This is a genomic window from Colwellia sp. KS18-150 (assembly GCF_057551365.1).
In genome coordinates this window covers 74,041-98,313 of sequence record NZ_BAAJMC010000004.1, presented here as the reverse complement: position 1 = coordinate 98,313, position 24,273 = coordinate 74,041, and the positions used below count along the sequence as shown (strand labels likewise).

At 36.8% G+C, this 24,273-nt stretch carries 19 protein-coding genes; 10 read left to right on the top strand and 9 right to left on the bottom strand.

Annotated elements, in window-relative coordinates; genetic code table 11:
- Positions 1-6: 6 nt before the first annotated feature.
- Both AC27IF_RS07850 and AC27IF_RS07845 read right to left on the bottom strand, forming a co-directional pair.
- Positions 7-3,048, bottom strand: coding sequence for an efflux RND transporter permease subunit (locus AC27IF_RS07850; RefSeq protein WP_487053449.1), 3,042 nt, complete (start codon positions 3,046-3,048; stop codon positions 7-9).
- 1 nt (position 3,049) lies between these two features.
- Positions 3,050-4,096: an efflux RND transporter periplasmic adaptor subunit gene (locus AC27IF_RS07845; protein ID WP_487053447.1), complete on the bottom strand. Its 1,047-nt coding sequence runs from the start codon at positions 4,094-4,096 to the stop codon at positions 3,050-3,052.
- A gap of 167 nt (positions 4,097-4,263) precedes the next feature.
- On the opposite strand from AC27IF_RS07845, the gene AC27IF_RS07840 reads away from it, so the two are divergent.
- Complete coding sequence (locus tag AC27IF_RS07840) at positions 4,264-4,836, top strand: TetR/AcrR family transcriptional regulator (RefSeq protein ID WP_487053446.1); 573 nt, start codon at positions 4,264-4,266, stop codon at positions 4,834-4,836.
- A gap of 188 nt (positions 4,837-5,024) precedes the next feature.
- Here AC27IF_RS07840 and pdsO read toward each other — a convergent pair whose 3' ends face one another.
- Positions 5,025-5,849: a sortase-associated OmpA-like protein PdsO gene (pdsO, locus tag AC27IF_RS07835; protein ID WP_487053444.1), complete on the bottom strand. Its 825-nt coding sequence runs from the start codon at positions 5,847-5,849 to the stop codon at positions 5,025-5,027.
- A 240-nt stretch (positions 5,850-6,089) separates the two neighbouring features.
- On the opposite strand from pdsO, the gene pdsR reads away from it, so the two are divergent.
- The 5 genes from pdsR (at position 6,090) to AC27IF_RS07810 (ending at position 12,643) form a co-directional block, all read left to right on the top strand.
- Positions 6,090-6,806: a proteobacterial dedicated sortase system response regulator gene (gene pdsR / locus AC27IF_RS07830; protein ID WP_487053443.1), complete on the top strand. Its 717-nt coding sequence runs from the start codon at positions 6,090-6,092 to the stop codon at positions 6,804-6,806.
- Positions 6,799-9,024, top strand: coding sequence for a proteobacterial dedicated sortase system histidine kinase (pdsS, locus tag AC27IF_RS07825; protein ID WP_487053441.1), 2,226 nt, complete (start codon positions 6,799-6,801; stop codon positions 9,022-9,024). Before pdsR ends, pdsS begins: the two co-directional genes overlap by 8 nt.
- Positions 9,014-10,399, top strand: a complete 1,386-nt coding sequence (locus AC27IF_RS07820) for a 3-oxoacyl-ACP reductase (RefSeq protein ID WP_487053693.1) — start codon at positions 9,014-9,016, stop codon at positions 10,397-10,399. The genes pdsS and AC27IF_RS07820 overlap by 11 nt, the downstream gene beginning before the upstream one ends.
- 175 nt (positions 10,400-10,574) lie before the next feature.
- Positions 10,575-10,763, top strand: coding sequence for a hypothetical protein (locus AC27IF_RS07815; protein WP_487053440.1), 189 nt, complete (start codon positions 10,575-10,577; stop codon positions 10,761-10,763).
- 356 nt (positions 10,764-11,119) lie between these two features.
- The gene (locus tag AC27IF_RS07810) at positions 11,120-12,643 is read left to right on the top strand and encodes a hypothetical protein (RefSeq protein WP_487053439.1); all 1,524 of its coding nucleotides are present in this window, start codon (positions 11,120-11,122) and stop codon (positions 12,641-12,643) included.
- Positions 12,644-12,716: 73 nt separating this feature from the next.
- Here the strand turns inward: AC27IF_RS07810 and AC27IF_RS07805 are convergent, their stop codons facing one another.
- Together AC27IF_RS07805 and AC27IF_RS07800 are read right to left on the bottom strand one after the other, a co-directional pair.
- Entirely contained in the window at positions 12,717-13,685 is a 969-nt protein-coding gene (locus AC27IF_RS07805; RefSeq protein ID WP_487053438.1) for a sensor domain-containing diguanylate cyclase, read from the bottom strand.
- 41 nt (positions 13,686-13,726) lie between these two features.
- On the bottom strand, positions 13,727-14,833 hold the full coding sequence (locus AC27IF_RS07800; protein ID WP_487053436.1) for a response regulator: 1,107 nt from the start codon (positions 14,831-14,833) through the stop codon (positions 13,727-13,729).
- A gap of 151 nt (positions 14,834-14,984) precedes the next feature.
- On the opposite strand from AC27IF_RS07800, the gene tpx reads away from it, so the two are divergent.
- Both tpx and AC27IF_RS07790 read left to right on the top strand, forming a co-directional pair.
- Positions 14,985-15,668, top strand: a complete 684-nt coding sequence (tpx, locus tag AC27IF_RS07795) for a thiol peroxidase (RefSeq protein ID WP_487053691.1) — start codon at positions 14,985-14,987, stop codon at positions 15,666-15,668.
- Positions 15,669-15,888: 220 nt separating this feature from the next.
- The gene (locus AC27IF_RS07790) at positions 15,889-16,344 is read left to right on the top strand and encodes an Hsp20 family protein (protein ID WP_487053434.1); all 456 of its coding nucleotides are present in this window, start codon (positions 15,889-15,891) and stop codon (positions 16,342-16,344) included.
- A gap of 44 nt (positions 16,345-16,388) precedes the next feature.
- On the opposite strand, the gene AC27IF_RS07785 is transcribed toward AC27IF_RS07790, so the two are convergent.
- Genes AC27IF_RS07785 through prmB form a run of 3 tightly spaced genes read right to left on the bottom strand, consistent with a single transcriptional unit; the run spans position 16,389 to position 19,710 of the window.
- A complete protein-coding gene (locus AC27IF_RS07785; protein WP_487053432.1) occupies positions 16,389-17,573 on the bottom strand; it encodes an MFS transporter in 1,185 nt (394 codons plus the stop codon).
- 51 nt (positions 17,574-17,624) lie between these two features.
- Complete coding sequence (aroC, locus tag AC27IF_RS07780) at positions 17,625-18,746, bottom strand: chorismate synthase (RefSeq protein WP_487053431.1); 1,122 nt, start codon at positions 18,744-18,746, stop codon at positions 17,625-17,627.
- A gap of 31 nt (positions 18,747-18,777) precedes the next feature.
- On the bottom strand, positions 18,778-19,710 hold the full coding sequence (gene prmB / locus AC27IF_RS07775) for a 50S ribosomal protein L3 N(5)-glutamine methyltransferase (RefSeq protein ID WP_487053429.1): 933 nt from the start codon (positions 19,708-19,710) through the stop codon (positions 18,778-18,780).
- 58 nt (positions 19,711-19,768) lie between these two features.
- On the opposite strand from prmB, the gene smrB reads away from it, so the two are divergent.
- Positions 19,769-20,356 (top strand): endonuclease SmrB, encoded by a 588-nt coding sequence (smrB, locus tag AC27IF_RS07770; RefSeq protein WP_487053427.1) that lies wholly within the window; start codon positions 19,769-19,771, stop codon positions 20,354-20,356.
- A gap of 332 nt (positions 20,357-20,688) precedes the next feature.
- On the opposite strand, the gene sixA is transcribed toward smrB, so the two are convergent.
- On the bottom strand, positions 20,689-21,201 hold the full coding sequence (sixA, locus tag AC27IF_RS07765; protein WP_487053425.1) for a phosphohistidine phosphatase SixA: 513 nt from the start codon (positions 21,199-21,201) through the stop codon (positions 20,689-20,691).
- 241 nt (positions 21,202-21,442) lie between these two features.
- Here sixA and AC27IF_RS07760 point away from each other — a divergent pair, with 241 nt between their 5' ends.
- Positions 21,443-24,250: an insulinase family protein gene (locus AC27IF_RS07760; RefSeq protein ID WP_487053424.1), complete on the top strand. Its 2,808-nt coding sequence runs from the start codon at positions 21,443-21,445 to the stop codon at positions 24,248-24,250.
- The last annotated feature ends 23 nt before the right edge of the window (positions 24,251-24,273 follow it).

The window sequence follows — 24,273 nt, the reverse complement described above, 5'->3', positions numbered from 1 at the left end:
TACTAGCTAAACCTTAGAAACCTTAATTCGGTAAAAAATACTATAGAGTACAGGCACTGCTATCATAGTTAACACAGTAGCAAACGCCAAGCCTCCCATAATGGTTACCGACATATCGGCAAAAAATGGATCGGTAATTAATGGCATAACCCCTAAAATAGTCGTAATTGCAGCAAGAGATACCGGTCTTAATCGACTTAAACTTGCCTCAACTATAGCTTTCGCTTTATCTTTTCCTTCCTCGATTCGTAAATCGATTTCTTCGAGTAAAACAATGGCATTTTTTATTAGCATACCAAACAAGCTTAAGAAGCCTAACAAAGACATAAAACCAAATGGCATGTCAGCCAAAAGTAAGCCAGACACAACCCCTACAATAGCCATAGGTACGACAAGCCAAATAATCAGCGGTTGCCTCACTCGACCAAACAATATTACACTGATTAAAAACATCACTAAAAAACCAAGTGGTAAACCTTGTCCTAAGGCCGCTTGCGCATCGCGTGCTGATTCATATTCTCCGCCCCACTCTAAAAAATAACCATCAGGCAAAGAAATTGCTTCAAGTTTTGTTTTAACTCGGCTAAATGCTGCTCCTGCGGTTTCATCATAACCAGGCTCTGCTTTAACGGTAATGGTTCTGACACGATCTCGGCGATTAATTAGCATCTCTTCACTTTCAAAACTAAGTCCTGCGCTAACTTGTTTAAAAGGTATGTAAGTTCGCTGACTGCTACTCCACACTAGGCTATTTTCTAGAGAAGCTAATTTATGATCACCATGAGTCATGTTTTTAGCAACAATGGGGTACAAATAATCGCCATCTTGTAACTGACCTATTTGTAAACCACTAGTATAAAATTGAATAGCCTGATTAAAGTCGCTACGAGATACGCCAGCTACACCGGCAGCATTGTCATCATATTCAGGCGTTAACGTCATGCCTTTTTCACGCCAATTATCTCTAACATCTCGTATTAAGCCGTCATTTAAGTAAACCGCTTTGGCTTGTAATGATAAATCTCTTAATACTTCAGGATCAGGCCCAGAAAACCTTACCTGTAACTTAGCTCCGGCTCCAGGGCCAAATTGCATAAGCTCTGCATAGTATTGTGTATTCGGGTTAATGTCTTTGAGCTTTTCGCTAATTTCTTTAGAGATTTTAGCTAAATCATCAACATCTTCTACACGTACTAAATACATGCCATAACTTTCATTCGGAAGCTCGGGAGCTAATACCAGAGTAAATCGCTCTGCCCCTTGACCGATAAAAGTAGTGAGTGACTCAACCCCTTCTGTTTCTAGAATTAATTTTTCCCCCGCTTTCATATACTTCTCTGTGGCGCGAATATCAGTATCCTGAGGGCTCCAGTAGTGCATAAAAAATAATGGGGCATTCGAAGGAGGAAAAAATCCTTGTTTAATGAGGCCGAAGCTTGCATATGCACCTACAGTGATCGCGAGTAAAAATACTATCGTTACGCCTCTAAAATGCAGCGCATTTTTTAACAGCACTAAATAGCCTTTGTGAAATAGTGACAGCTTTTCTTCTTGCTGCGTGTTTTTGGTCACTTGGTAGAAGTACTTTCCAAGTAATGGCGTTAATGAAACCGCCAGAATCCAACTCAGCATTAAAGAAATCAATACCACAGCAAAGAGTGAAAAAAGAAACTCTCCTGTGGCATCATCAGATAAACCAATACCAGAGAATGCTGCAATTCCGATAACTGTCGCGCCAAGCAAAGGCCACTGAGTACGTTTTACAATAAAGCTTGCCGATTCTAATGCTGATTTACCTTTTTCCATTCTGAGCATCATACCTTCAGCAACAACAATGGCATTATCAACGAGCATCCCCATGGCAATAATCATTGCTCCTAAGGAGATTCGTTGTAACTGAAGACCATAAAGCCACATAATTAAAATGGTGCCAAGCACAGTAACCAGCAATGTGCCCCCAACAACCACACCAGAGCGCCAGCCCATAAAGATACAAAGCGCGATGGTGACTACCGCAATAGACATTTCAAGGTTTAAAATAAAACCACTTACTGCTTCATCTACCATTTGGGATTGATTGTAAATAGAAGCGACTTCAATACCTGCAGGCATTTTCGCGAGAACTTGATGTAATTTTTTTTCTATGGATTTGCCAACAGTAACTATATTAATATCATTTTGTGCCGAAATACCGATAGTGACTGCACTGGTGCCATTATAACGCTTTAAGTCACTTGGAATGTCTACTGGTTTTAAGCTGAGTTTGGCGATATCTTTAATTTTTATCGAGGCGTTATTACCAGGAATGACTATGGATAAATTTTCGATTTCTTCAATTTTATTGGTAGCACTATCAACAGGAATTCGAATCTGCTTGTCACCAACGAAAATGCGCCCTCCGGCAAACGGTTTTAAATTACTCGCAAGCACTTGTTGAATATCAGGAAATGAAACCCCTAACCCGGTTATTTGGTAACTATCAATCTCAACAACAATTTGCTCTTCTAAAATACCGTCGACCGTCACTTTTGCAACGCCATCAACGGTCAGTAATTCACGACGGATGATGCGGGCAAATTCGCGCATTTGGTAAGCAGAAAAATCAGGGGCAGTCAGGCCATAATACAACCCATAAACATCACCAAAATCATCAACAACGATGGGAGCGCTCGCACCTAAAGGCAATGAACCTTGTATATCACTCAATCGTTTACGTAATTCATCCCAAATTTGTGGTAATAGAGGTCCGTCGATATGTGGTTTAACTTCCATAATAACTTGCGAGTAGCCGGGCTTACTTACCGATTCTAATTTATTAAGCTGCCACATTTGTTGCAAAGCTATTTCCACTTGCTCGGTGACTTCTTTTTCAACTTTTTCTGCGCTAGCGCCTGGGTAATAAGTCAAGATTACCGCTTGTTTGATGGTAAATGCAGGATCTTCTAAACGTCCTATATTACTCATGGCTATACTACCGCCAATAATAAAACACAGCGCTACGAGCCAAACATTAACCTGCTTTGTCAAAGAATAACGTGCGATATCCATACTAAAAATCAGCCTTATATTCTTTCACTTTCAAGCCAGCTCGCATTTGACTCACCGCAGCTGAAACAACTTTATCTTGCTCTGACAAACCATCGGCTATCACGACATAATCAGCGGTTATCTTAGCTATTTTAATACCAACTTTTTCTACTTCTGACGTTTCAGAGTTAAAACGCCATACAGAAAAGCCAGCGTTTTTATCACCGACAATAGCGTTTAGAGGGATAATTAAAGCTGACGTCACTTGTTTGTTAACTTGTATGTTAACCATAGCTCTTGAGCCAGGATAAAAAGCATTAGTAATTTCACCGTCTAGCGCAAAGGTAACATTATAAGTTTGTGTGATGGGATCAGGTGTTGTTTCATGTTCAACATAATGAATGGTAAAAATATTCTCTTCTTGTCCTAAAATATAGGCCGTAGCTGTCACTTCTCTATTATGTGCATTAGCGGTCATAACACGCTCTGAAACATCAAAAGAAAAATACAACTGGGACCTGTCTTGTAAGTTGGCGAGTGTATCACCGGCATTGATATAGCTATCATTTTCAATATATCGCTCACCTATAACTGCATCAAAGGGTGCTCTTATGGTGGTATAACTAAGATCTTGCTTAGCATTAGCTAAAGCTATTTCAGCAATGGAATAGGCAGACTCGGCATCATCTAAGTCACTTTGTGAAGCAACATTACGAGCAAAGATTTCTTTAATACGTTTTAAGTCCCTACCTGCCACTTGGTGTCGAATTTTACTTTCATCAACTTTACGTTGAAACGGTGCTGCATCAATTTTAGCTAATACTTGACCTTTTTTTACCATGCTGCCTGCAATAAGATCGGTAAAAACTAAACGACCTGACACTTCAAATTTCACATCAACATTTTTAACGGCTGATACCGTAGCGGGAAACTGATAAACGTGGTTACCACCTGCTAATTGCACCTGAGATAATTGCACCACTAAAGGTTCAACGGCTGATTTTTGCTCTACATGCTCTGAGCATGAGGCTAAAAATAAGGTAATGCCAATAAATAAAATACGAATCACGATAACTCCAACACAAAAATATGACTAATTAACTATAGTTTATAAACGAACAAGATATTAACACAGGTTAACAAGTTTACACAATTAGTAAACCTGTTAACTTTTATTGCACCTAAGTTTTTATCACGATATGATGTGCGACCTAATAACCACACTGGAACGCTATTTTGTTGAAGTCGACTGAAAAAATCCTAACTACTGCTACTGAGTGCTTCTTTCACCAAGGTTACAATGGAACGAACATCACAGTAATCAGCCGCCTTTCTGGAGTTTCAAGAGTCACCATTCACAAGCAATTCAGTTCAAAAAAAGAATTATTTCGTGGCGTAGTCATCAATCACTTCGATAAAACCAAGCAAAATGTACTTGATTATGCACAAGCTACAGATGATTTTTGGCAAGCGACCGAAGCATTGCTGTTAAAAAGGTGTGAAGGTATTTTTGATGAAGTATCTAGTGCATTGATTCGTTCAGAATTAATTCATTGTGGCCAAGCGTATTGCAAAGACATTATTGAAGCAGCTGAAGTTGAAGAAATTAGGTTAATTGAAAAACGTTTAATGATCGAGCTCGAACAAGATCGGATGTCACTGAGTCACTTAAAAATGACAGCTCATGATTTAGCAAGAATTATAGAAGCTATTCCTAAGGGTATTGCGATATCTAGTTTTGAAGAAGAGAGCCAAAAATTCATTTCTCATACATTAAGGCTTTTCAAAGCATCTACCCTGCGATCTTAAGTTTTATTTAACTCTATTTTAAAATATAAAGTGTCTATACGCATAAAACAGAGCCTAGGTGAAGTTTATGCAGTTAAACGACCTAGGCTTTGAATAACATCATTATCATTTCAAACTAAATTTATAATTAATATCTAATAGGCACCTCCTTATTAGCAAATTAATAAAGTTGGGGGCTACTAATTTTGCTAATTATTATTGGCAACTTGGTTATTTTCAATTTGCAAAGGCTTGTGTAATTTCAAAACGACACGGCGATCATAAAAGCTCACTTTACGTTCATTATTGGCAACTACGGGTGAGCCATCTCCAAATGCAAAAGTCGCTATTTGTTCCTCACCTACCCCTTGTGCCATCAATAATGTTTTAACTGACTCTACTCTTGCTTGCGATAAGGTTTGGTTTAAGGATTGCTCTCCAGTTAAGTCGGTATAACCTGACAAGTCTATTTTCATTGCTGTATTACTGTTTAATATTTGCGCCAACGCAGAGACTTGCTCTTGATAATGTGGAGCAATATCACTTGAGCCCGTTGAAAACTGCAAACTCATTAATAAATTATCAGCCTGTAGTTGTCCCGTTTGCTGCTGTTGATTTTCTATGGCCACAAGCTGCTGCTGATAACTTTCTTCAATATGCTCAAGCTTAGTTTGATAAGCATGTTGCGCCTCTTCTTCTCGTAGTTGTAAAACTTGCTGACTCTTAGTTAGTGAAGCATTTAAGGCTTCATTTTCATCGTTTACATTAATGTACTTAGCGATAAAAACACCGCCTAACCCGGCCACGATAGCTCCTAAAGGTCCAGCTGCAATTCCGCCAATGATTGCCCCTGTACCAAAACCAATATTTTCACTTTTAGTTTGTGCCTGATGCTTTTCTGCAGGTGTAAGTACTTCATAGCTATCATTTTCATAGGCTGATACCGATGTACTTGCAATAGCCGACATCACTAATGTAGGGATAAGTAATTTCTTAGGTGCTTTGTATTCTGCGATTATTTTAGTTGTTTTCATAATATTTCCTCTTTTATAAATTCATAAATAAATGTTTGTTTGAAACCGTTCTCGTTGACAAGAGCTATTAAACCGCAATAAAAAGGCTTCAATCTGTACGAATTAAGGCAAGTTGATGAGCAATAGTGGCAACAAAATGGCAATTTCAAATAGTAGGCGCGTTTTCTAAGAAATTTAGATATAGTCAAGACTCGATGTGAACTCAGATTCAAAATGCAGATTAAAGAAGAACATAATTAGATGACTAAACGAATTGCTATTGTAGAAGATGAAGCTGCTATCCGAGAAAACTATGCAGATGTATTGCGTAGCCAAGGCTATCAGGTACAGACATACGCTAATAAAGACACAGCCACGCAAGCTTTTAATTTACGCTTACCTAATTTAGTGATTTTAGATATTGGATTAAATGAAGAGTACGATGGTGGCTTTGTGTTATGCCAGCAATTACGAGCAAAATCAGTCAGTTTGCCTATCATCTTTTTAACCGCACGAGATAATGATTTTGATACTGTCTCAGGCTTACGAATTGGTGCGGATGATTATCTGACTAAAGATATTAGTTTACCTCATTTAACCGCACGTATATCAGCACTGTTTCGCCGACAAGAAGCTTTTAAACAACCCGTTAATGAAGAGCATATTACCCAAACAGGACCACTTACCGTTGATAGCCAACGTATGACCATCACATGGCATCATAATGCTATTGATTTAACCATCACTGAATTTTGGTTAGTACACGCATTGGCAAAACATCCCGGTCATGTAAAAAATAGAACACAGTTAATGACTGACTCAAAAATTTTTGTCGATGACAGTACCATTACTTCTCATATAAAACGTATTCGTAAAAAGTTCATCAAAAGTGATAATACCTTCGATTGTATAGAGACTGTTTATGGCATGGGATATCGGTGGTTAAGTAGCATGGATGATTCAGATAAGCATGAGTAAAAAGAGCGCAAGCAAAGGGTTTAAATGGCGCTTTGGTCTACGAGCAAAACTGTTGTTACTCTCTAGTTTCCTTTTTGTTATACCTTGGTTTGGTTATCAATATGTTTGGGAGATGGAGAAATACCTACGATTTGGACAAGAGCAAACCTTGGTTGGTACGGCGCGCGCATTAGCCACAGCTTTGCATGAACGAGAAAAATTATTTAATAATCAAGCGAGTTTTTTACCCAGCGTAGAGCAAGGTAAGGACTTATATGGCTATCAACTAACGGAGGCAATCCAACTCGATGGCTTGCATCATGATTGGCCTAACTTTTCCAGTAGAGCTCACTTTTATGATCACCAACAACAGTTATTTTCACACCAACCTTTAACATTAAACTTTAAGGCTAGCGTTGGTAAATATGACAAATACTTATATTTATTTTTCCAAGTAGTCGATAATCAATTGATTTTTCGCGGTGAAAATAGCCGGAGCATTATTAACAATGATTATTTAGCCTTATCTTTTAGTGATCAGAATAATCAGTTGAACCGTTTTATTATCAGTAATAAACAACCAGGCTGGATCTCTGCTTTTAGCCTAACTGATGATATTGATGAAACACCCAAACCTGCACCTCACATTCAAGGGAGCTGGTTGCTCACGCCTCAAGGCTATAACGTCGAGCTACGTGTACCTTTAAAAAACTTAGGAGATAAAATTGCCTTTGCTTTTTATGATATTGATAAGCCCGATGGAAATGTTATTTCGGCTCTAGGCTCTGCTGATCCTAGTAAATTAGAAAGTTTAGGTACTATTTTAGTTCCATCTCCAGAGATTGAACGTATTGTAAAAGGCATGCGATATACCAACTCGAGTATCTGGGTAGTCGACCAACATCATAGAGTTTTAGCCAGCGCTGGCTCATTAAAGTCAGCAAGCGGTGTCTGGAAAAAACAAGAGCAAGCCATTACAGAGCAAGAAAAAAGCAGTTTATGGTATCAATTTAAGCAAAATGTTTTACTACCTATTTACTATAAAATACTCACCAAACCCCCTACTGATTTTATTGATGCTATTTATGATGCTCGACACTTAAACGGTGAGCATATTGTGAGCGCACTAAACGGTGATGCCATGTCTCAATGGCGATTAACCACAGACAAGCAGGCTTTAGTACTATCAGCAGCTTACCCAGTTTTTATTAATAACAAGGTTCAAGGTGCTGTTATTGTTGAAGAAACAACCAATGGCATCAGAACGTTAAGAAATCAGGCCTTAGAAAAACTATTTACGGTTATATTGACTATCATGTTGATAGGCGCACTCACATTCATAATTTTTGCTACTCGAATTTCGTCTCGTATAAGAAATTTATCCACACAAGCAGAAGGGGCAATTGATAAACAAGGTCGAATTATCGGTCAAATGTCAGCTTCTACAAGTAATGATGAAATTGGTGACTTATCACGGAGCTTTACCACTGCCGTAAATCGTTTGAGTGAATACAATCACTATCTTGAAAGCATGTCATCACGCTTATCCCATGAGCTTAGAACACCAATAGCAGTAGTAAAAACATCATTAGAAAACCTTGCCTTACAAGAGCAGAACAAATTAAGCTCCAATCATTCATTTACTCATGAAAAAGCTGAGAGTAATGCTTACATTGAGCGAGCACAAACAGGTATTAATACTTTAAACTTAATTCTGACTAATATGAGTGAAGCGACTCGGTTAGAGCAGATGCTTACAACGACAGATAAAGTTGATTTTGACCTTACGACTGTCATTTCAGGTTGTATTGCAGGCTACCAACAAGTTTATCCTGAATACGAGTTTGCTTTCTTAACAAACATCAAGCAGTTTGCCTTTAACGGCTCACCAGAGCATATAGTACAGCTACTTGATAAAGTGGTTAATAATGCGGTTGAATTTAGTCAAGATAAAATAATCTCGCTTAAATTAAAGCAACAGAATAATAATGCTGAGATTTATGTGCGCAACAATGGTTCATTATTACCAGAGCAATTAACAGAAAGCTTATTTGATTCTATGGTGTCATTTCGCAGTACTTATAGCAAAAAAGACCAGAAGCAAGAGCAACCTCATCTAGGGCTAGGCTTATACATCGCAAGATTAATTTGCCAATTTCACCATGGGCAGATCATCGCTTATAACAATGACTCTCCTAAAGGAGTTACTGTAAAGATTACCCTTCCCTATAAAATATAAGAACAAAATCACCGACTTTGATAGACTCAACCAAATTTTTGAAAACATAATAATTATGAATGTAACTAATAAGCTATTTTCTCTACTTGGCTTTGCTGAGCCGAAAACGTTGAAACGTTTTAACGATACTCAGTCCTTAAGCAAAAACATATTACTGCTAAGTATTAATACTTCCGTCAATGAAGTCATTAAACAAGCCGTTACTCCGTTAACCAACAATATAGCGACCAGTTCTGATAAGAGTAATGGGGTCAGATTTGAAGTCCTTGTTGTTGATGCTACTCAATATAGCGATGAAACGAGTTATCAAAATTTATTTACAAAGGTTCAAAACACCTTAAAACACTTAGCCAGTAACGCCAGAATTGTCTTCATAAGTAATACAACGAGCCCATCACAAAGTGTTGCTAAAAATACGTTCACTCAAGCCATAATAGGGTTTGCAAAAAGTTTAGCTAAGGAAGTTGGTAGAAAAGGAAGTACAGCAAATGTCTTGTTAATCGCTAGTGATGATAGTGAAAATCCTGATATAAATGCCGCTTTACTTGCCAATCCTCTACAGTTTTTTACTTCTGCTCCCTCTGCCTTTGTTAGTGGTCAAGTAATCACATTAAACAAACAACCTACCTTGGCAATATCAGCAACTCAAAAACAACGTGTCGCTGTAATTACCGGTGCAGCACAAGGTATAGGTGCCGCTATTGCTAAAACACTAGCTGAAAAAGGCTACTTCATTGTTGGTGTTGATATCGAGCCAATGAGAACTCAACTTATGAGTACTATGAAGAAATATAAAGGTGAGCCTGTAATACTTGATGTGTCAGCAAAAACAGCAGGTGAAGAATTAGTTGCTATAGCCAGTAGATATAATGGCATTGATTTAATGGTTCATAACGCAGGAATTACTCGCGATAAAACTCTAGCCAAAATGCCTGAGCACTTTTGGCAACAAACTATAGCGATCAATTTACTGTCGGTCATGGCAATCAATAACGCTTTAATTGCTAATAACGCGATTAATAAAGGTGCCCGAATCGTGTGTTTATCTTCTATGAATGGTATTGCAGGGCAAGGAGGTCAAACTAATTACGCTTGTTCTAAGGCAGGTATTATAGGCTATGTAGAGAGTATGTCAGATAAATTAGTAGAACATAACATTAATATAAATGCAGTAGCTCCGGGATTTATTGAAACCAACATGACTGACAGCATTCCTTTTTTCACACGAGAAATGGGGAGAAGAATGAATGCTTTAGGACAAGGAGGATTGCCTGAAGACGTAGCGGAGGCTATTGCATTCTTAGGTAGTGAGGAAAATATATCGGTAACAGGGCAAACCATTCGCGTGTGTGGCCTAAACATTATTGGCGCTTAATTAATAGCACTGTATTCATTGAGAACTAGGCAATATTTCATATAAAACAATAGTGTAAATTATTCTTAAATAATTCTAGACATAGGCGCGATTTTCAATACAATCACGCCCTTATCAATTTTTAAAGTAATTTTGATAGATTTACCTTAAATATAATCGTCCTGGAGAAGTAGAAATGAATGTTGATCAACATATTAAAGTAGCACAATGGCACTTAGAGCAAGCTCGTTTACACAATGTAAGTGATCATACTTGTGGTTGTCCTGCTAACAAGCATGACCAACGTGCAATCGACGCTGTTGAAGCTGGTTTAATCGTTGAAGAAAAAGCTTGTACTTTAGATGCTAAAGAAGCACGCGCTTAAGGTTAACGCCTAATCCATTCATTGTAGTCAATGAATATCATTTTAGAGAGAGTGATAACACCTTGTTGTTATCACTCTTTTTTTATCCTTATAAAAAACCACCTAACCTCCCTATAACACCTAAAAAATCTACGTTTGAATAAGTATTTGCTCTTATTTGTATGCTTACGTTAAGAATTGTAACCTCCGGTTTTTTATGCTCTTAGCATGCGTTAATATCACGCCCGCTCAATGAGCCAACCTTTTTAATCAATATAAAAAAGCTATCGAAAATTTATTAAATCAACAAAACGTTGAGGGATTTTTGCGACCAAAATTTCTCTTTTTCATGGCGTGACTCTGTTATAGGAACTTAAATGTACAAACATAATCAACAAGAACAAAGTAAAAGATCAATACCAGCATTACTGTTATTGCTAATCATTCCATTCGCACTTTTTGGATGTGGAAGCAGTGATGATAACGGAACAGGTTACATTCAATTATATAACTTATCGGCAAATGCACCTGGTATACATCTAACTGTTGATAAATATGATGATGATGATTTTGATGAAAAAATTCACTCTGCAATTGAATACACAGAAGTCAGCTCTCGATTAACGTACGAAACAGATACGTATGATATTGAGCTCGCTTGGCAAAATGAATATAACAACCAATATGATTTAGAAGTTGTTTATGCGGGACAATCAAAAGTTGATAAAGATGTAGTTGAGTTCATGGTTATTACAGAAGATATTAAAGCTCCTGTGGTATTAAGTTATCAAATTCCCGTCAGAGATGAAGAAGAGCTTGATGATGATAACGATGATGAAGTTTTTAATATTAGAGTGTTAAATATGCATAACGTCTCTGGAGGTGTTGATATCTACTATTCAGAGGCACATGAAACTTTTAACGAGGCTAAGTTACTTAATACAACAAGCTACACACAAATGGCTGATAATCAAAAACTAGCTCAAGACGATTATATTTTTTATCTCAATTTAGCAGGTAGCGATGAAGTATTGTATCAATCTAATGATATCGCTTTTCCATACTCTTCTGAATATATCATGGTAATTCGTGAGAACCACGGTGTTGGCGTATCACCATTTATTCTCGATAAGATTTCAACGTCTTCCGTTACTGAATACCCTGCAGCAAACTCAGAGGCACGATATCAAATTTACAATGGTATTATTGAACACGAATTACTTCCTGAGTATGAGCATAGTTTTGATTTCCATATAAATGGCATTGATGATACCCCTGAAATTAGCCAGTTAGGGTTTAGAAACTTTAGTCAGTCCATTATTACTAACTCAGGTGATTTTAGTATGAGCTTAGTAACACCAATAGATCAAAGCCCCATACTAAGTAACCATTTATTAGCCTTACACGACAATACCGATAAAACTGTATTTTTCTATTTACTAGAGGAAGCTGTGGATGAGGATGGCGATGGCGATATAGATGAAGATGGTGATGGATATATTGATGAAATAGAAATAACTGTTAATTCGCTTATCGTAGAAAACAATCAAAGCGAAAGCATTTATAACCATCAAATTAACGTGATTAATTTAATTGACCAAGATGAAATCATTGATGATTTTTCAAGTATTAAAGTTTATTTTGTACGCAGTGATGAAACTGTAGATACAGCAGAGCAACAACTAACTGTTGCATTTGCATCACCAAGCTCTGTAGATTTACTTAACAATACTTACACTGTTTTTGTTATTGGAAGACTAGACAGTAGTGACATTATTCTTTCTGCCACTGAGTTAGTGCTCGATGAAGACAGTAAAGATCAATTTATTATTTTAGAAAAAGACATGTATTCTGATACAGGCTACATTGCTACATTTGCTTCGCAATCACCGAAAAGTTAATATGATATATCGTGCTCTATTTCCTCAACATTGAGAAATAGAGCACTATTCACTGATCAAAATAACTAGTTAATTATCGAGCTTGCTTAGGGTGTAAACTAACTTTGTTACGCCCAGTCTCTTTTGAGCGATAAAGTGCTGCATCAGCACATTCAATCCAAGCTTCATAATTTTTGATACAAGGTTCAACTTCTGCAATACCAAGACTTATCGTATAGTTCAGTTCGATATCATTATACTTAACGACCGACTGTTCTACTTTTTTACGCAAACGCTCGGCAAATACATAAGCACTTTTTAAAGAAGTATCAGCTAGTAATACAGCAAATTCTTCTCCGCCATAACGACCTGATACATCTGTCTCACGAACATGCTCTCGTATCAATGCTGAAATATGACGGATCACTTCATCACCCACCATATGCCCGTAGGTATCATTCACATTTTTAAAGTGATCAATATCTAACATAACTAATGAGCTTGAATGTTGACTACGCGTCCAACGTTTATACTCAGCCTGTAAACAACTTTCCCAATGAATACGATTAAATAATTTAGTTAAACCATCCGTTTGACTAAGTATCGCAAGCTCTTCATTAGCTTTTTCCAAACTCAGTTTATGCACTGCATTATCGGTTACATCATAAACCAATAAGCATAAGTGTGTTACTTCCCCTGTTGAGGAGAGTAATGGGATAAACGTAGTATTTTGATACATAAAGTCTGCACTACCCGTTACAGGTCGATAGCTATCAAACTTAAACAAATAAGGCCGTTGTTCCCAAATGGTAAATGCTTTATTTTTTAGTAAAAAAACTGATTCAGCTTTACGCTCAAACCAATCTTGCGGAACTTCATGAAATAAATCAAAAATTGAATTATCTTTTACTTCTCTTGGTAATAGGCCGCTATGATTTTCCATAAAGCCATTGAATATTTGTACTTTATACTCTTTATCAAGCACCACTAAGCCAACATCAATGTTATGTAACATTTCCATTAACCAGTGTAATTCATTTAATTGTGAGGTTTCTAACGACATGGACAATCCCGTATGTTAACTCATTGCGTAGCGCGTTACCGCTAATCCAGCATGTAAGATAGTTTATTATTTAGTGTTTTCATTGACTGCTCAGTATAAAGTAATAACAAATCACACTTAATTGGATAATTTTCAATACTATAGCTTATCTCTATTGCCAATGTTTTTTTCCACTTGTTAGCATTATTCGATATTAATTCAGAGATTTTCCTGTGTTGTCCAAGAACAACTGGATGGCCCTGACTGAAATCAATATCTAGCTGCTCTGAAATACCTTTTAAGCAGGCGCCGATGAGGACATTAGCTAAATCCATTAACAACTCTAATTCAGTGCCTTTATCTTCTTGATATTGATAATTCATCAAAGAAGCGACATCTTTAAAACTTGAGTCATTTAAAATTAACAATGCTTCCCCTGAAATACCAGAGCTGATAAAGCCTTGACATATTCCTGAGGTACTTTCATTCGCTTCAACGTCTTTTAAAGCCATTCTTAATTCACTGACTTCAATAAAGTTTACATTAGGAATAGGCAGCTCAACAAAGACGTCCAATAAACGCGCCAATAAATCACCAGCGCGGCCCATAGCCACATTAGCAATCTCTTGATAGCAATCGCGTAAATCAGGAGAAAGTTCAATTTGACTTTCTTCTGTTGGTGCAGAAGTACTTACCGGTGTTATCTTTAAAGGTGTTTTCTCTACTTTTTTGGGTGTTTTCTCAATTTCAGGAGCAGAGGTTGAAGCTTGTTCAACTTTACTATTCCCTGCTATGTCATCCTGACTAAAAACACCATAAGAGCGGAGAACTTCGGTTAGCTTCTCTTTATTTACAGGCTTTTGAATAAAGTCTAAAGCACCTAAACCCGTTACCCTTTTATGAGCTTCAGGCTGAATATCACCAGAAACAACAATTGTTAACGTAGGTAAATCTTGCTGCAAAATAGCTTCCAAAACCTGATAACCATCCATTTCTGGCATATTTAAATCGAGTAATAGCACATCTCCTTTGCCTGCCTTTATAGCTTCAATCCCTTCAATACCATTAGCCGCAAAGCTAACGTCTACATCCCAACCATCAGGTAATGAGCGTGCTAGCTGCTTACGAGCCATATTGGAATCATCACAAATGAGTAATTTAGTTGACATAAAAAGCATGTCCCTTGGATAAATGACGGAGAATTGATCTTATTACTATTAACAATAGAATATTCAGCATTATCTTTACAGAAAATAATGAAGAAAATTAATAAGAAAAACGGTAAACTGAATCTTTATAATCTAATTATTCCAATTAATGATGAAATTATCTACCTTTAGTAAACTTTTATTTCTATTATCTTTTATCTGTTTAACATCTGCTTTTAACCTTAAAGCAAATAACTACCCACAAAAACAGCTCACTGAAACACAAAACCTAGTAAAAGCGGGTGAAAAATACGTTACCTTGTTAGGTACTCAAATAAACATTGGTGAGCAAGCTCCTAGCTTTAAAGTAGTAGATAAAAACTTCTCACCAGTACAGTTAAGCGACTTTAGCGGTCAAACATTGTTAATTTCAGTAGTACCTAGTTTAGACACAGGCGTTTGTGCATTACAAACTAAACGTTTTAATGAAGAAAGTGCCAAACTTCCTAAAAACATCACTGTGCTCACTATTAGTAATGACCTCCCCTTTGCTCAAAAACGTTTTTGCGAAGTTGAGGATGTTGAGCAAATTAAAGTACTTTCCGATTCGGTTTGGCGTGAGTTTGGTGCCAAGTATGGTTTAATCATTAAAGATATGGGCTTATTAACACGCGCCATTTTTATTATTGATGATCAAGGTAAAGTTAAGTACAAAGAATTAGTCGCTAATATTTCCCAACACCCAGACTACGCAAAAGCGCTAACGGCTGTAAAAGATTTAGCCCCAGTATTAGTTATTCAAAATGATATTGTTGAAAGCACTCCTACAGAAACACCTAATACCGAAAAAAAATAACAAATAAATTCAAACAATTATAATTTATTTGCTTTTTTTTGTTGAAAACTAATTCCTTATCCCCATCTTTAATTATGTAGTCGCCGTAAGGGGCTACATAATACTTAATTATTTACACAATGCTAAATAACCAAAGTATTAATTAACCGCCTGTTCACAACGCTTACTTACTAAGCAAAGAAAGGCACACAAATTATTGCTATTGATTAGGATATTTATTATGCGTACATCTACAGATTTCAGCCCTCTATATCGTTCATTCATCGGTTTTGACCACTTAGCTGGTTTAATAGACAAAGCCTCTCGTGCCGATAAACAATCTTCTTATCCCCCTTATAATGTTGAGCTTCTAGCAGAAGATCAATATCGCATTACTATGGCTATTGCTGGCTTTAGTGAAGAAGACATAGATATAGAGTCAAAAGAAAACAGTTTAATTATTGTCGGCACTAAAAAGGCTAGTGACGATAAAACTTCAAATAGTCGAAAGTTTTTACATCAAGGTATTGCCGAGAGAAACTTTGAGAGAAAATTTCAATTAGGGGATCATGTTAAGGTAATCGGTGCCTTCATGGAAAATGGTTTACTCCATGTGGATTTACAACGAGAAATCCCTGAAGCATTAAAGCCTCGAAAAATCGCAATAAACGGTAAGAGCTTGTTAAATCAAAGCTAAGCGTTAAATTTATGTTTCCCTAGTTTGTTATTTTTGCCCAGTCATTAGACTGGGCTTTTTTCATTATGTTGTTCACGATAACTTGCTTCTTTAAAGAACAACATTAACAATGCCGCCACTAAAGAAATAGCACTTGCAGCAATGAACGTGGTAGTTGCACCACTGCCATCAAGCCATAACAGTCCAGCTAAATAAGCACCAATAGCACCACCTAACCCATAAACTCCACCAAGATAAACTGCCTGCCCTCTTGATTGCTGACATTGGCTAAAATGATGACTAATAAAGATCATACTGGCACTATGATAAAGCGCAAAACTAGCCGCATGAAGTAGTTGAGTTAAAGATAATATAATCACAGAGTCCGCAAATACTGCCACTAAATACCAACGTAATGCCGTTATCGCTAAACTAAATATTAATAAATGCTTTAACCTAAATGCTTTAAAAAATACACCGGCATAGATAAACACCATAATTTCGGCAACTACGCCTAAGGATATTAATAATCCGATGGTGAATCCTGAATAGCTTAAATCTCGAAGAAATAAAGCAAAGAAACCGTAATAAGGACCAAAACTTATTTGCAGTAAAGTGCCAGATACAAAGAAAATAATAAAGCCTGACTCAAGCAATTTTGATCGAATAGCAATGGGTGCTTTTTTCTCTTTGCTAGATTTATAAAGAGGCTTGATGGTTAACGTCGATACCAATAGTAATAAAAGAATCAAACTTCCCATCAAGGTAAAAGAGAACGTGAAGCTTTCCATAGGGAAATACTCCATTACTTGCCCTGCAATTAGAGCTAAGGCAATGAAACCTAAGCTTCCCCATAAACGCACTCGAGCATATATTTTGCTACTGCGTCTAACTGAATTTAAAGTGTACACTTCAAGTTGCGGTAATATGGCTGTCCAAAAAAGACTAAATAAGGCTAAAGAGAAGCTAATTGGCCAATAGTTATCTAACCAAAATAAGAATACAAAGCTAACCAGAGCAAAAACTGCACCTAGCCTAATAATCAATAACTGTTGACCAGTTTTATCCGCTAAAACAGCCCAAAGGCTAGGCGCAACTATTTTTGTCGCGGTAATTATTGCAAATATTTCCCCTAACTCTATAGAGCTAAAGCCTTTTGCATCAAGAAATACTGATAAATATGGGGAAACAAGACCAAGGATGGCAAAATAAAAAAAGTAGTTCGAAGATAGCCGGGTAAATAATGTCAAACCAAATTCCTTATTTACCTAGCTATAGTGCAGAGCATAGACAAGAGTCTATTATTTCGTGATCACAGGAGTTGCACAATCTACATCAGCGTTTTGTGCTCTATGTCTTAAATAGTGGTCCATTAATGTTAAAGCTAACATAGCCTCTGCAATAGGTACTGCTCGTATTCCAACACATGGATCATGTCTTCCTCGTGTGATGATATCAGTAGCTTCACCAGAGACATCAACTGTTTTTCCGCTTACGCCAATACTTGAGGTAGGCTTTAATGCCAAATGAGCAATAATTTGTTGGCCGGTAGAAATACCACCTAAAATGCCACCAGCATGATTACTCGAAAAACCATCAGGGGTTAACTCATCTCTATGCTCTGAGCCTTTTTGATTAACAACTTCAAAGCCATCGCCAATTTCTACCCCTTTAACCGCATTAATACTCATTAATCCGTGAGCAATTTCTGCATCAATACGATCAAAGATTGGCTCTCCTAAACCGACAGGAACATTAGTCGCTACAACACTTAATTTAGCCCCAATAGAATCTTTAGCACGCATTACGCCACGTAAGTGCTCATCCAATTGTTCTAATTTAGTGCTATCAGGGAAGAAAAACGGGTTACTTTCTACACCAACCCAATCAATATTTTGCCAATCAAGTGGAGTATTGTTTTCACCTTGAGCGATTATATCGCCAATTTGTGTCACACAAGCTTGTACTTTCATGCCAAACTTTTGTGCTAGATATTTTTTTGCAATGGCTCCTGCTGCAACGCGCATAGCGGTTTCTCGAGCAGATGAACGTCCACCACCTCGGTAATCACGTAAGCCATATTTTTGCGTATAAGTATAATCAGCATGCCCAGGGCGAAAAGATTGAGCGATATTGCCGTAGTCTTTTGAACGTTGGTCGGTATTTTCTATAATTAGACCAATAGGAGTGCCGGTGGTTTTACCTTCGAAAACACCCGACATGATTTTAACTTGATCCGCTTCATTTCGCGCAGTCGTAAAACGAGACGTGCCTGGACGTCTTCTATCAAGATCTATTTGTAAATCTGCTTCACATAATTCTAGACCTGGAGGACAACCGTCAATGATAGCGCCTAAGCCTAAACCATGGCTCTCACCAAATGAAGTAACCGTAAATAATTTTCCAAATGTATTGCCTGACATTTTTACTCCAACGCCTATATTTCTATTAGTATTATTTCAAAGCAGCAGTAAAGACTGCTGCAAATTCAGTTAATTGTGCCTTAGTTAACATAAATACGCCATGTCCTCCTCGCTCAAAAGTAAGCCAAGTAAAAGGTACTGTGGGATATATTGACTTAACATGCACCTCAGAGTTACCCACTTCACAAAACAGCAAACCTCCATCATTAAGATGAGAAGCACTTTCTGCCAGTATTTTGCGTACTATATCTAAACCATCAGTACCACAACCTAAGCCCATTTCTGGCTCATGAAGATACTCTGCCGGTAAAGAGTCAATATCTTGTTGATCAACATACGGCGGATTAGTGACAATTAAATCATAAATTTGCCCTTTAACCCCAGAAAAAACATCAGATTGAATTGGAATAACTTGTTCACTAACGCCATGATTTTCTATATTGATTTGAGCCACGTTAAGCGCATCAACCGATAAATCGACAGCATCTACCTCAGAATCACTAAAGTAACTTGCACAGGCGATAGCGATGCATGCACTCCCTGTACATAAATCTAATATCCTTTTAGGCGCTTTATTAGCTGCAATATAGGGAAAGAATTGATGTTCTATTAACTCACCAAACGGTGATCGCGGAATGAGAACTCTTTCATCGACGTAAAAAGGCAATTGAGCAAAATAAGCGATATTAGTTATATAAGCTACTGGGATTTGCTCTTCTACACGACGATGAAATAACGCGATAACATTTTCTTTTTCAGTTTCAATTAATCGACAAGACATTAAGCTAGTATTGACTTCAGAAGGTAAAGATAGCGCGTACATGATTAATGTATAAGCATCACTAAAAGCATTATCACTGCCGTGGCCGTAAAATAATTCAGCTTGATTAAATAAGGTGGCGCCATATCGACAATAGTCACCAACGGTGTGTAGTTGACTAGTAACTGAAGTTAACTTATTCACAGGGAGTATTCCTAAATATTTTGTATATGCTTGTATTTCGCTAGATAATCTACTTGTAATGACTAACAGATATTTTTACACTGCCGCCATGAAAAAGAAAAATACACCTAATAGACTACTTAGTGTAGACGATAAAAAGCTATTTAAAGAGACTATTGGCAAGGTCAAGCCGATAATGGCTGACACCATACACTTTGAAAAAACAACCATCAAGCCTAAAAGGCATCATAGTGATAAAAAAAACACTAAAGCCTTAGCCCAGTTTCATTTTTCAGATGAATTCGAACCAGATTTATCATCACAAGGGCCAATGAAATATGTCCGAAATGGTGTTGACAGTTTTGAAGCGAAGAATTTACGTCGAGGCTATTATCAGCCGGATCTTATCTTAGATTTACACGGATTAGATCAACATCAAGCTAAAAAAGAAATAGCGGCTTTATTATATGCCTGTCAAAAAGAGCACGCCCGATGTATTTGCATTATTCATGGTCTTGGCTCAAGAGTACTAAAGAATAAAGTACCTCATTGGCTAGTACAACACCCCGATGTAATGGCCTTTCATCAAGCACCATTAGAATGGGGCGGCAATGGTGCACTATTAGCACTCATCGAATTAAAAGATAAATTTGATAATAATATCTAATACCAATCCATCTAAAGAAGTGACCACTTAGAACGACATGGGCGATATGAGAACAAACAAAATAGGTTTAGATATAGTTATTCTACATCAAACAAATTTTGTGCCTTTATCATGATGCCCATACGTTCCCGAAGGGCGAGTACCTAATAAAAAGTTAAAGGTTTATATGCTGCGTTATTGATTTTAACAAAAACGCTACATGGACGTAGCTTATTAGAGAATGCAGGAGCTTATTCTCCTGAATAACTATTATTTGCAATCAATGCCTTGCCTCTAAACCTTTAAATTCTCGCTAAGCGATCACTTTCTTAGATGGAATGGTATAAGACAATTTATATATGGACATGTGCCGGACAATACATTTTGAGAAGTTGTCCTTGCATTAACTGAACATCATAATTGATATGTGCGATAGCTCCTGTAGCAAACAAGGGTGTATCTTGGCTTTGAGTTAATTGCGCAACCAAATAACTGACAAAGGGCATATGAGAAATGATTAACATACTTCGATTGCCATTACCTTTGTGCGCAATGATACCATCAATATAATCATGAGTTTGTTGTGCGTTTCCTGAAGGAGTAATAAAGTCGAGTGTTTTAGGAATTACGGCCAAAGAGCCAGTCCCTTTTGCTATGGTATTTACGACAATATTACATGTTTGCTGAGCTCGTACGTATGGACTGACAAAAATATCTACTTCCGCATCTAGCTGACTTGTTAACCATTGCCCCATTTTATTTACTTCAGCTTCCCCTAACTCAGTTAAAGGTCTTGCCGCGTCATTAGTATTCGACCCTATAAATTGGTTACTTGCTTCACCATGACGCATAATATATATCTGCATTAACTACTCATTTTTCTTTATAAAAGGTGCAAAAAACTCAACACTACAATAGTAGATTGTTATTGATAATAATTCACATAGGTCGTTATTAACGGCTATAGTAATAGAATCTATCTATCTTTCAAATTAACTATTAATAATAAAGAAAGTCTAGTTATTCCATATAGTAATTAGATAAGTTAATCTATTGTAAAAAACATTCTCTATTTGACTTTTCATTGCCAAACTTAGGAGCCATGCGTTGAAGCAAAGCCCAAATGATTCAAAACAATACCGTACAATCACCCTAGTCAATGGTTTACGTGTATTACTTGTTCATAATGAAGAGTCAGATAAATCTGCAGCAGCATTAGCCGTTAACGCTGGTCACTTTAATGACCCCAAAGATAGACAAGGCTTAGCACATTTTCTAGAGCATATGTTGTTTTTAGGTACGCATAAGTATCCTGATGGTAGCGAATATCAAAAATACATCAGCCAACATGGTGGTAGTAATAATGCTTGGACGTCAACCGAACATACTTGCTTTTATTTTGACGTCCACCATCAACACTTTGCTAATGCTCTTGATAGATTTAGTCAATTCTTTATCGCTCCCCTACTTAGTGAAGACTTCATCGTCAAAGAAAGAAAAAACATTGATGCAGAGTTTAAATTAAAACTCAAAGATGATATTCGTCGCCTTTATGATGTTCATAAAGAAACCATCAACCAAGCACATCCATTTTCACAATTCTCCGTTGGTAATATTGATACATTAGCTGATCGAAACGGAGAAAGTATTGTCAGTGAAGTACAAAATTTCTTTGATAGCTATTATCAAGCAAATTACATGACCTTAGCAATTGAAGGCCCACAGTCATTGGTTGAGCTATCAAAACTTGCAGAAGAGTTATTTAGTGCCATTAAAACAACAACTACCCCCCTGCCAGAAATAACAGCTTCTTTATATCACCCTGAGCATCAGGGTATTAAAATTAATATTTGTCCGGTGAAGAATGACCGACAGTTAATCATTAGTTTTGCGATGGAAAGTATAGATAAATATTACCAAGATAAACCCGAATCAATACTTGCTTACCTACTTGGTCACGAAGGGCCTGGCAGTATCTTAGCTCAATTAAAACATAAACAATGGGGAATGGGTTTAACAGCAGGCTCTGGTATAAACGGTTCAAATTTTAAAGACTTTAATGTTCGTATCAGTCTGACCGAAAAAGGGGAAGATCATATAGATGACGTTATAGCCATCGTATTTTCTTATATTGGCTTATTGAAGTCTTCCCCACTCTCAGAGCATTATTATATAGAAAAACAAGCAATTGCTGAATTATCTTATATTTACCATGAAAAATCTAAAGCTCTGGATAATGTCAGTCAATTAGTCATTAACATGCAGCACTACCCTGAATGTGACTATATCTTTGGTGATTACATCATGTCAGGAATGAATCATGATAATGTTTCACACTTATTAAGTTACCTAAATGCTGACAATATGCGTATTACTCATGTTAGTCAAAATAATGAGTTTTCGAAAACCAGTAAATGGTATCAAGTTCCTTATCACGTAGAGAAATTAAAAAAGAGTAAAATTAAAAGCTGGCAAAAAATTGTAAAGGAAACTCGCCAGCCTACTAATAACAGTGGTTTGTTTTTACCTGATAAAAATCCATACATTATTGGTAATCCTCACATTTATAATAACCAATCTTCTAAAGACACACCAGTAATTATTGAGAAAGCCAGTGGTCTATCGATATGGTATAAGCAAGACACAACATTTAAAGTACCAAAAGGTTATATCTATTTAGGTATAGATTCTCCCTATTCGATTATGAGCGTAGAAAATATCGCCATGACGCGATTGTTTGTGGATTTATATACCAATACGGTTGTTGAGGAAAACTATGACGCTGAGCTCGCTTGCATTCATTACCATCTGTACGCACATCAAGGCGGGATTACCCTACAAATATCAGGGATTAGCGAGAACCAACCGACCTTATTAGACAAGCTATTATTTCGTTTACAAGAACATGATGTTAACGAGCAAGATTTTGAGTTATTTAAACAACAACTAATTGATCATTGGAATAACACTGATAAGAGTAAGTCAATTTCTCAGCTTTTCTCAACACTTAGTTCTATTTCCCAACCAAACAACCCTAATGCAGAAACACTGGCCAAAGCCCTAAGTAGTATTAGTTTTCTACAATACCAAACATTTTGCCAGCAGCTATTTAAAGAAGTGACTCTGGAGGCACTTATTCACGGAAACTGGTTAATTGAGCATGCCCATAATATTGCAAGTCATATAAAAAGAGCATTTAGTAAAAATTATCATGACCAATTTTCGGTAAAATGTCCTGTTATTGATTTTAGCGGTCAAAAGACACTATTACTGCCAATGTCTATCCCTGAACATGACCATGCAACTGTCGTCTATACCCCATCGCCCACAAGAGATAATCACATCGTGGCATTAACTATGGTAACTAGCCATTTATTATCCCCCTTCTTTTTTCAAGAAATGAGAACAGATAAACAGTATGGTTATATCGTTGGTGTTGGTTATGTGCCAATAAATCGCTACCCTGGCATCGCTTTTTATATTCAATCACCTAATACAGATGCATGCGCATTAACCGCGGCAATCGATAGTTTTATAAATAATAGTTTGACTATGCTTGAAGATTTAACAGAAGAGAACTGGCATCACTTAATACAAGGATTAGCAGGTCAACTAGAAGAAAAGGACAGTAATTTAAGAATAAAAAGTCAGCGTTTTTGGGCTGCTATTTGCAATAATGACCTTTCATTTACGCACAAAGAACAACTGCTCACGGCTATATTAGCTCTAGACTTTAGTCAGGTTAAAAACTTTATTAAAAAGCAATTAATGGTAGAGAGTAACCCCGACAGATTAATTTTAACTTCAGGACCTGATAAAGCAGCAATACAACAATCTTCAAGCTTATCAAATATAAATACTAGAATAATAAGTAACATTGATGATTTTATTGAAAAAAGTAGCAGAAAGTACTAATGCAACGGATAACTTTGCCGATA

What these genes read in the sequence shown, in the direction of transcription:
- AC27IF_RS07850 (WP_487053449.1), bottom strand. Translation starts at nt 3,048, where the DNA reads ATGGATATCGCACGTTATTCTTTGACAAAGCAGGTTAATGTTTGGCTC.
- pdsO (WP_487053444.1), bottom strand. Translation starts at nt 5,849, where the DNA reads ATGAAAACAACTAAAATAATCGCAGAATACAAAGCACCTAAGAAATTA.
- pdsR (WP_487053443.1), top strand. Translation starts at nt 6,090, where the DNA reads ATGACTAAACGAATTGCTATTGTAGAAGATGAAGCTGCTATCCGAGAA.
- pdsS (WP_487053441.1), top strand. Translation starts at nt 6,799, where the DNA reads ATGAGTAAAAAGAGCGCAAGCAAAGGGTTTAAATGGCGCTTTGGTCTA.
- AC27IF_RS07815 (WP_487053440.1), top strand. Translation starts at nt 10,575, where the DNA reads ATGAATGTTGATCAACATATTAAAGTAGCACAATGGCACTTAGAGCAA.
- AC27IF_RS07810 (WP_487053439.1), top strand. Translation starts at nt 11,120, where the DNA reads ATGTACAAACATAATCAACAAGAACAAAGTAAAAGATCAATACCAGCA.
- AC27IF_RS07805 (WP_487053438.1), bottom strand. Translation starts at nt 13,685, where the DNA reads ATGTCGTTAGAAACCTCACAATTAAATGAATTACACTGGTTAATGGAA.
- AC27IF_RS07800 (WP_487053436.1), bottom strand. Translation starts at nt 14,833, where the DNA reads ATGTCAACTAAATTACTCATTTGTGATGATTCCAATATGGCTCGTAAG.
- tpx (WP_487053691.1), top strand. Translation starts at nt 14,985, where the DNA reads ATGAAATTATCTACCTTTAGTAAACTTTTATTTCTATTATCTTTTATC.
- AC27IF_RS07790 (WP_487053434.1), top strand. Translation starts at nt 15,889, where the DNA reads ATGCGTACATCTACAGATTTCAGCCCTCTATATCGTTCATTCATCGGT.
- aroC (WP_487053431.1), bottom strand. Translation starts at nt 18,746, where the DNA reads ATGTCAGGCAATACATTTGGAAAATTATTTACGGTTACTTCATTTGGT.
- smrB (WP_487053427.1), top strand. Translation starts at nt 19,769, where the DNA reads ATGACTAACAGATATTTTTACACTGCCGCCATGAAAAAGAAAAATACA.
- sixA (WP_487053425.1), bottom strand. Translation starts at nt 21,201, where the DNA reads ATGCAGATATATATTATGCGTCATGGTGAAGCAAGTAACCAATTTATA.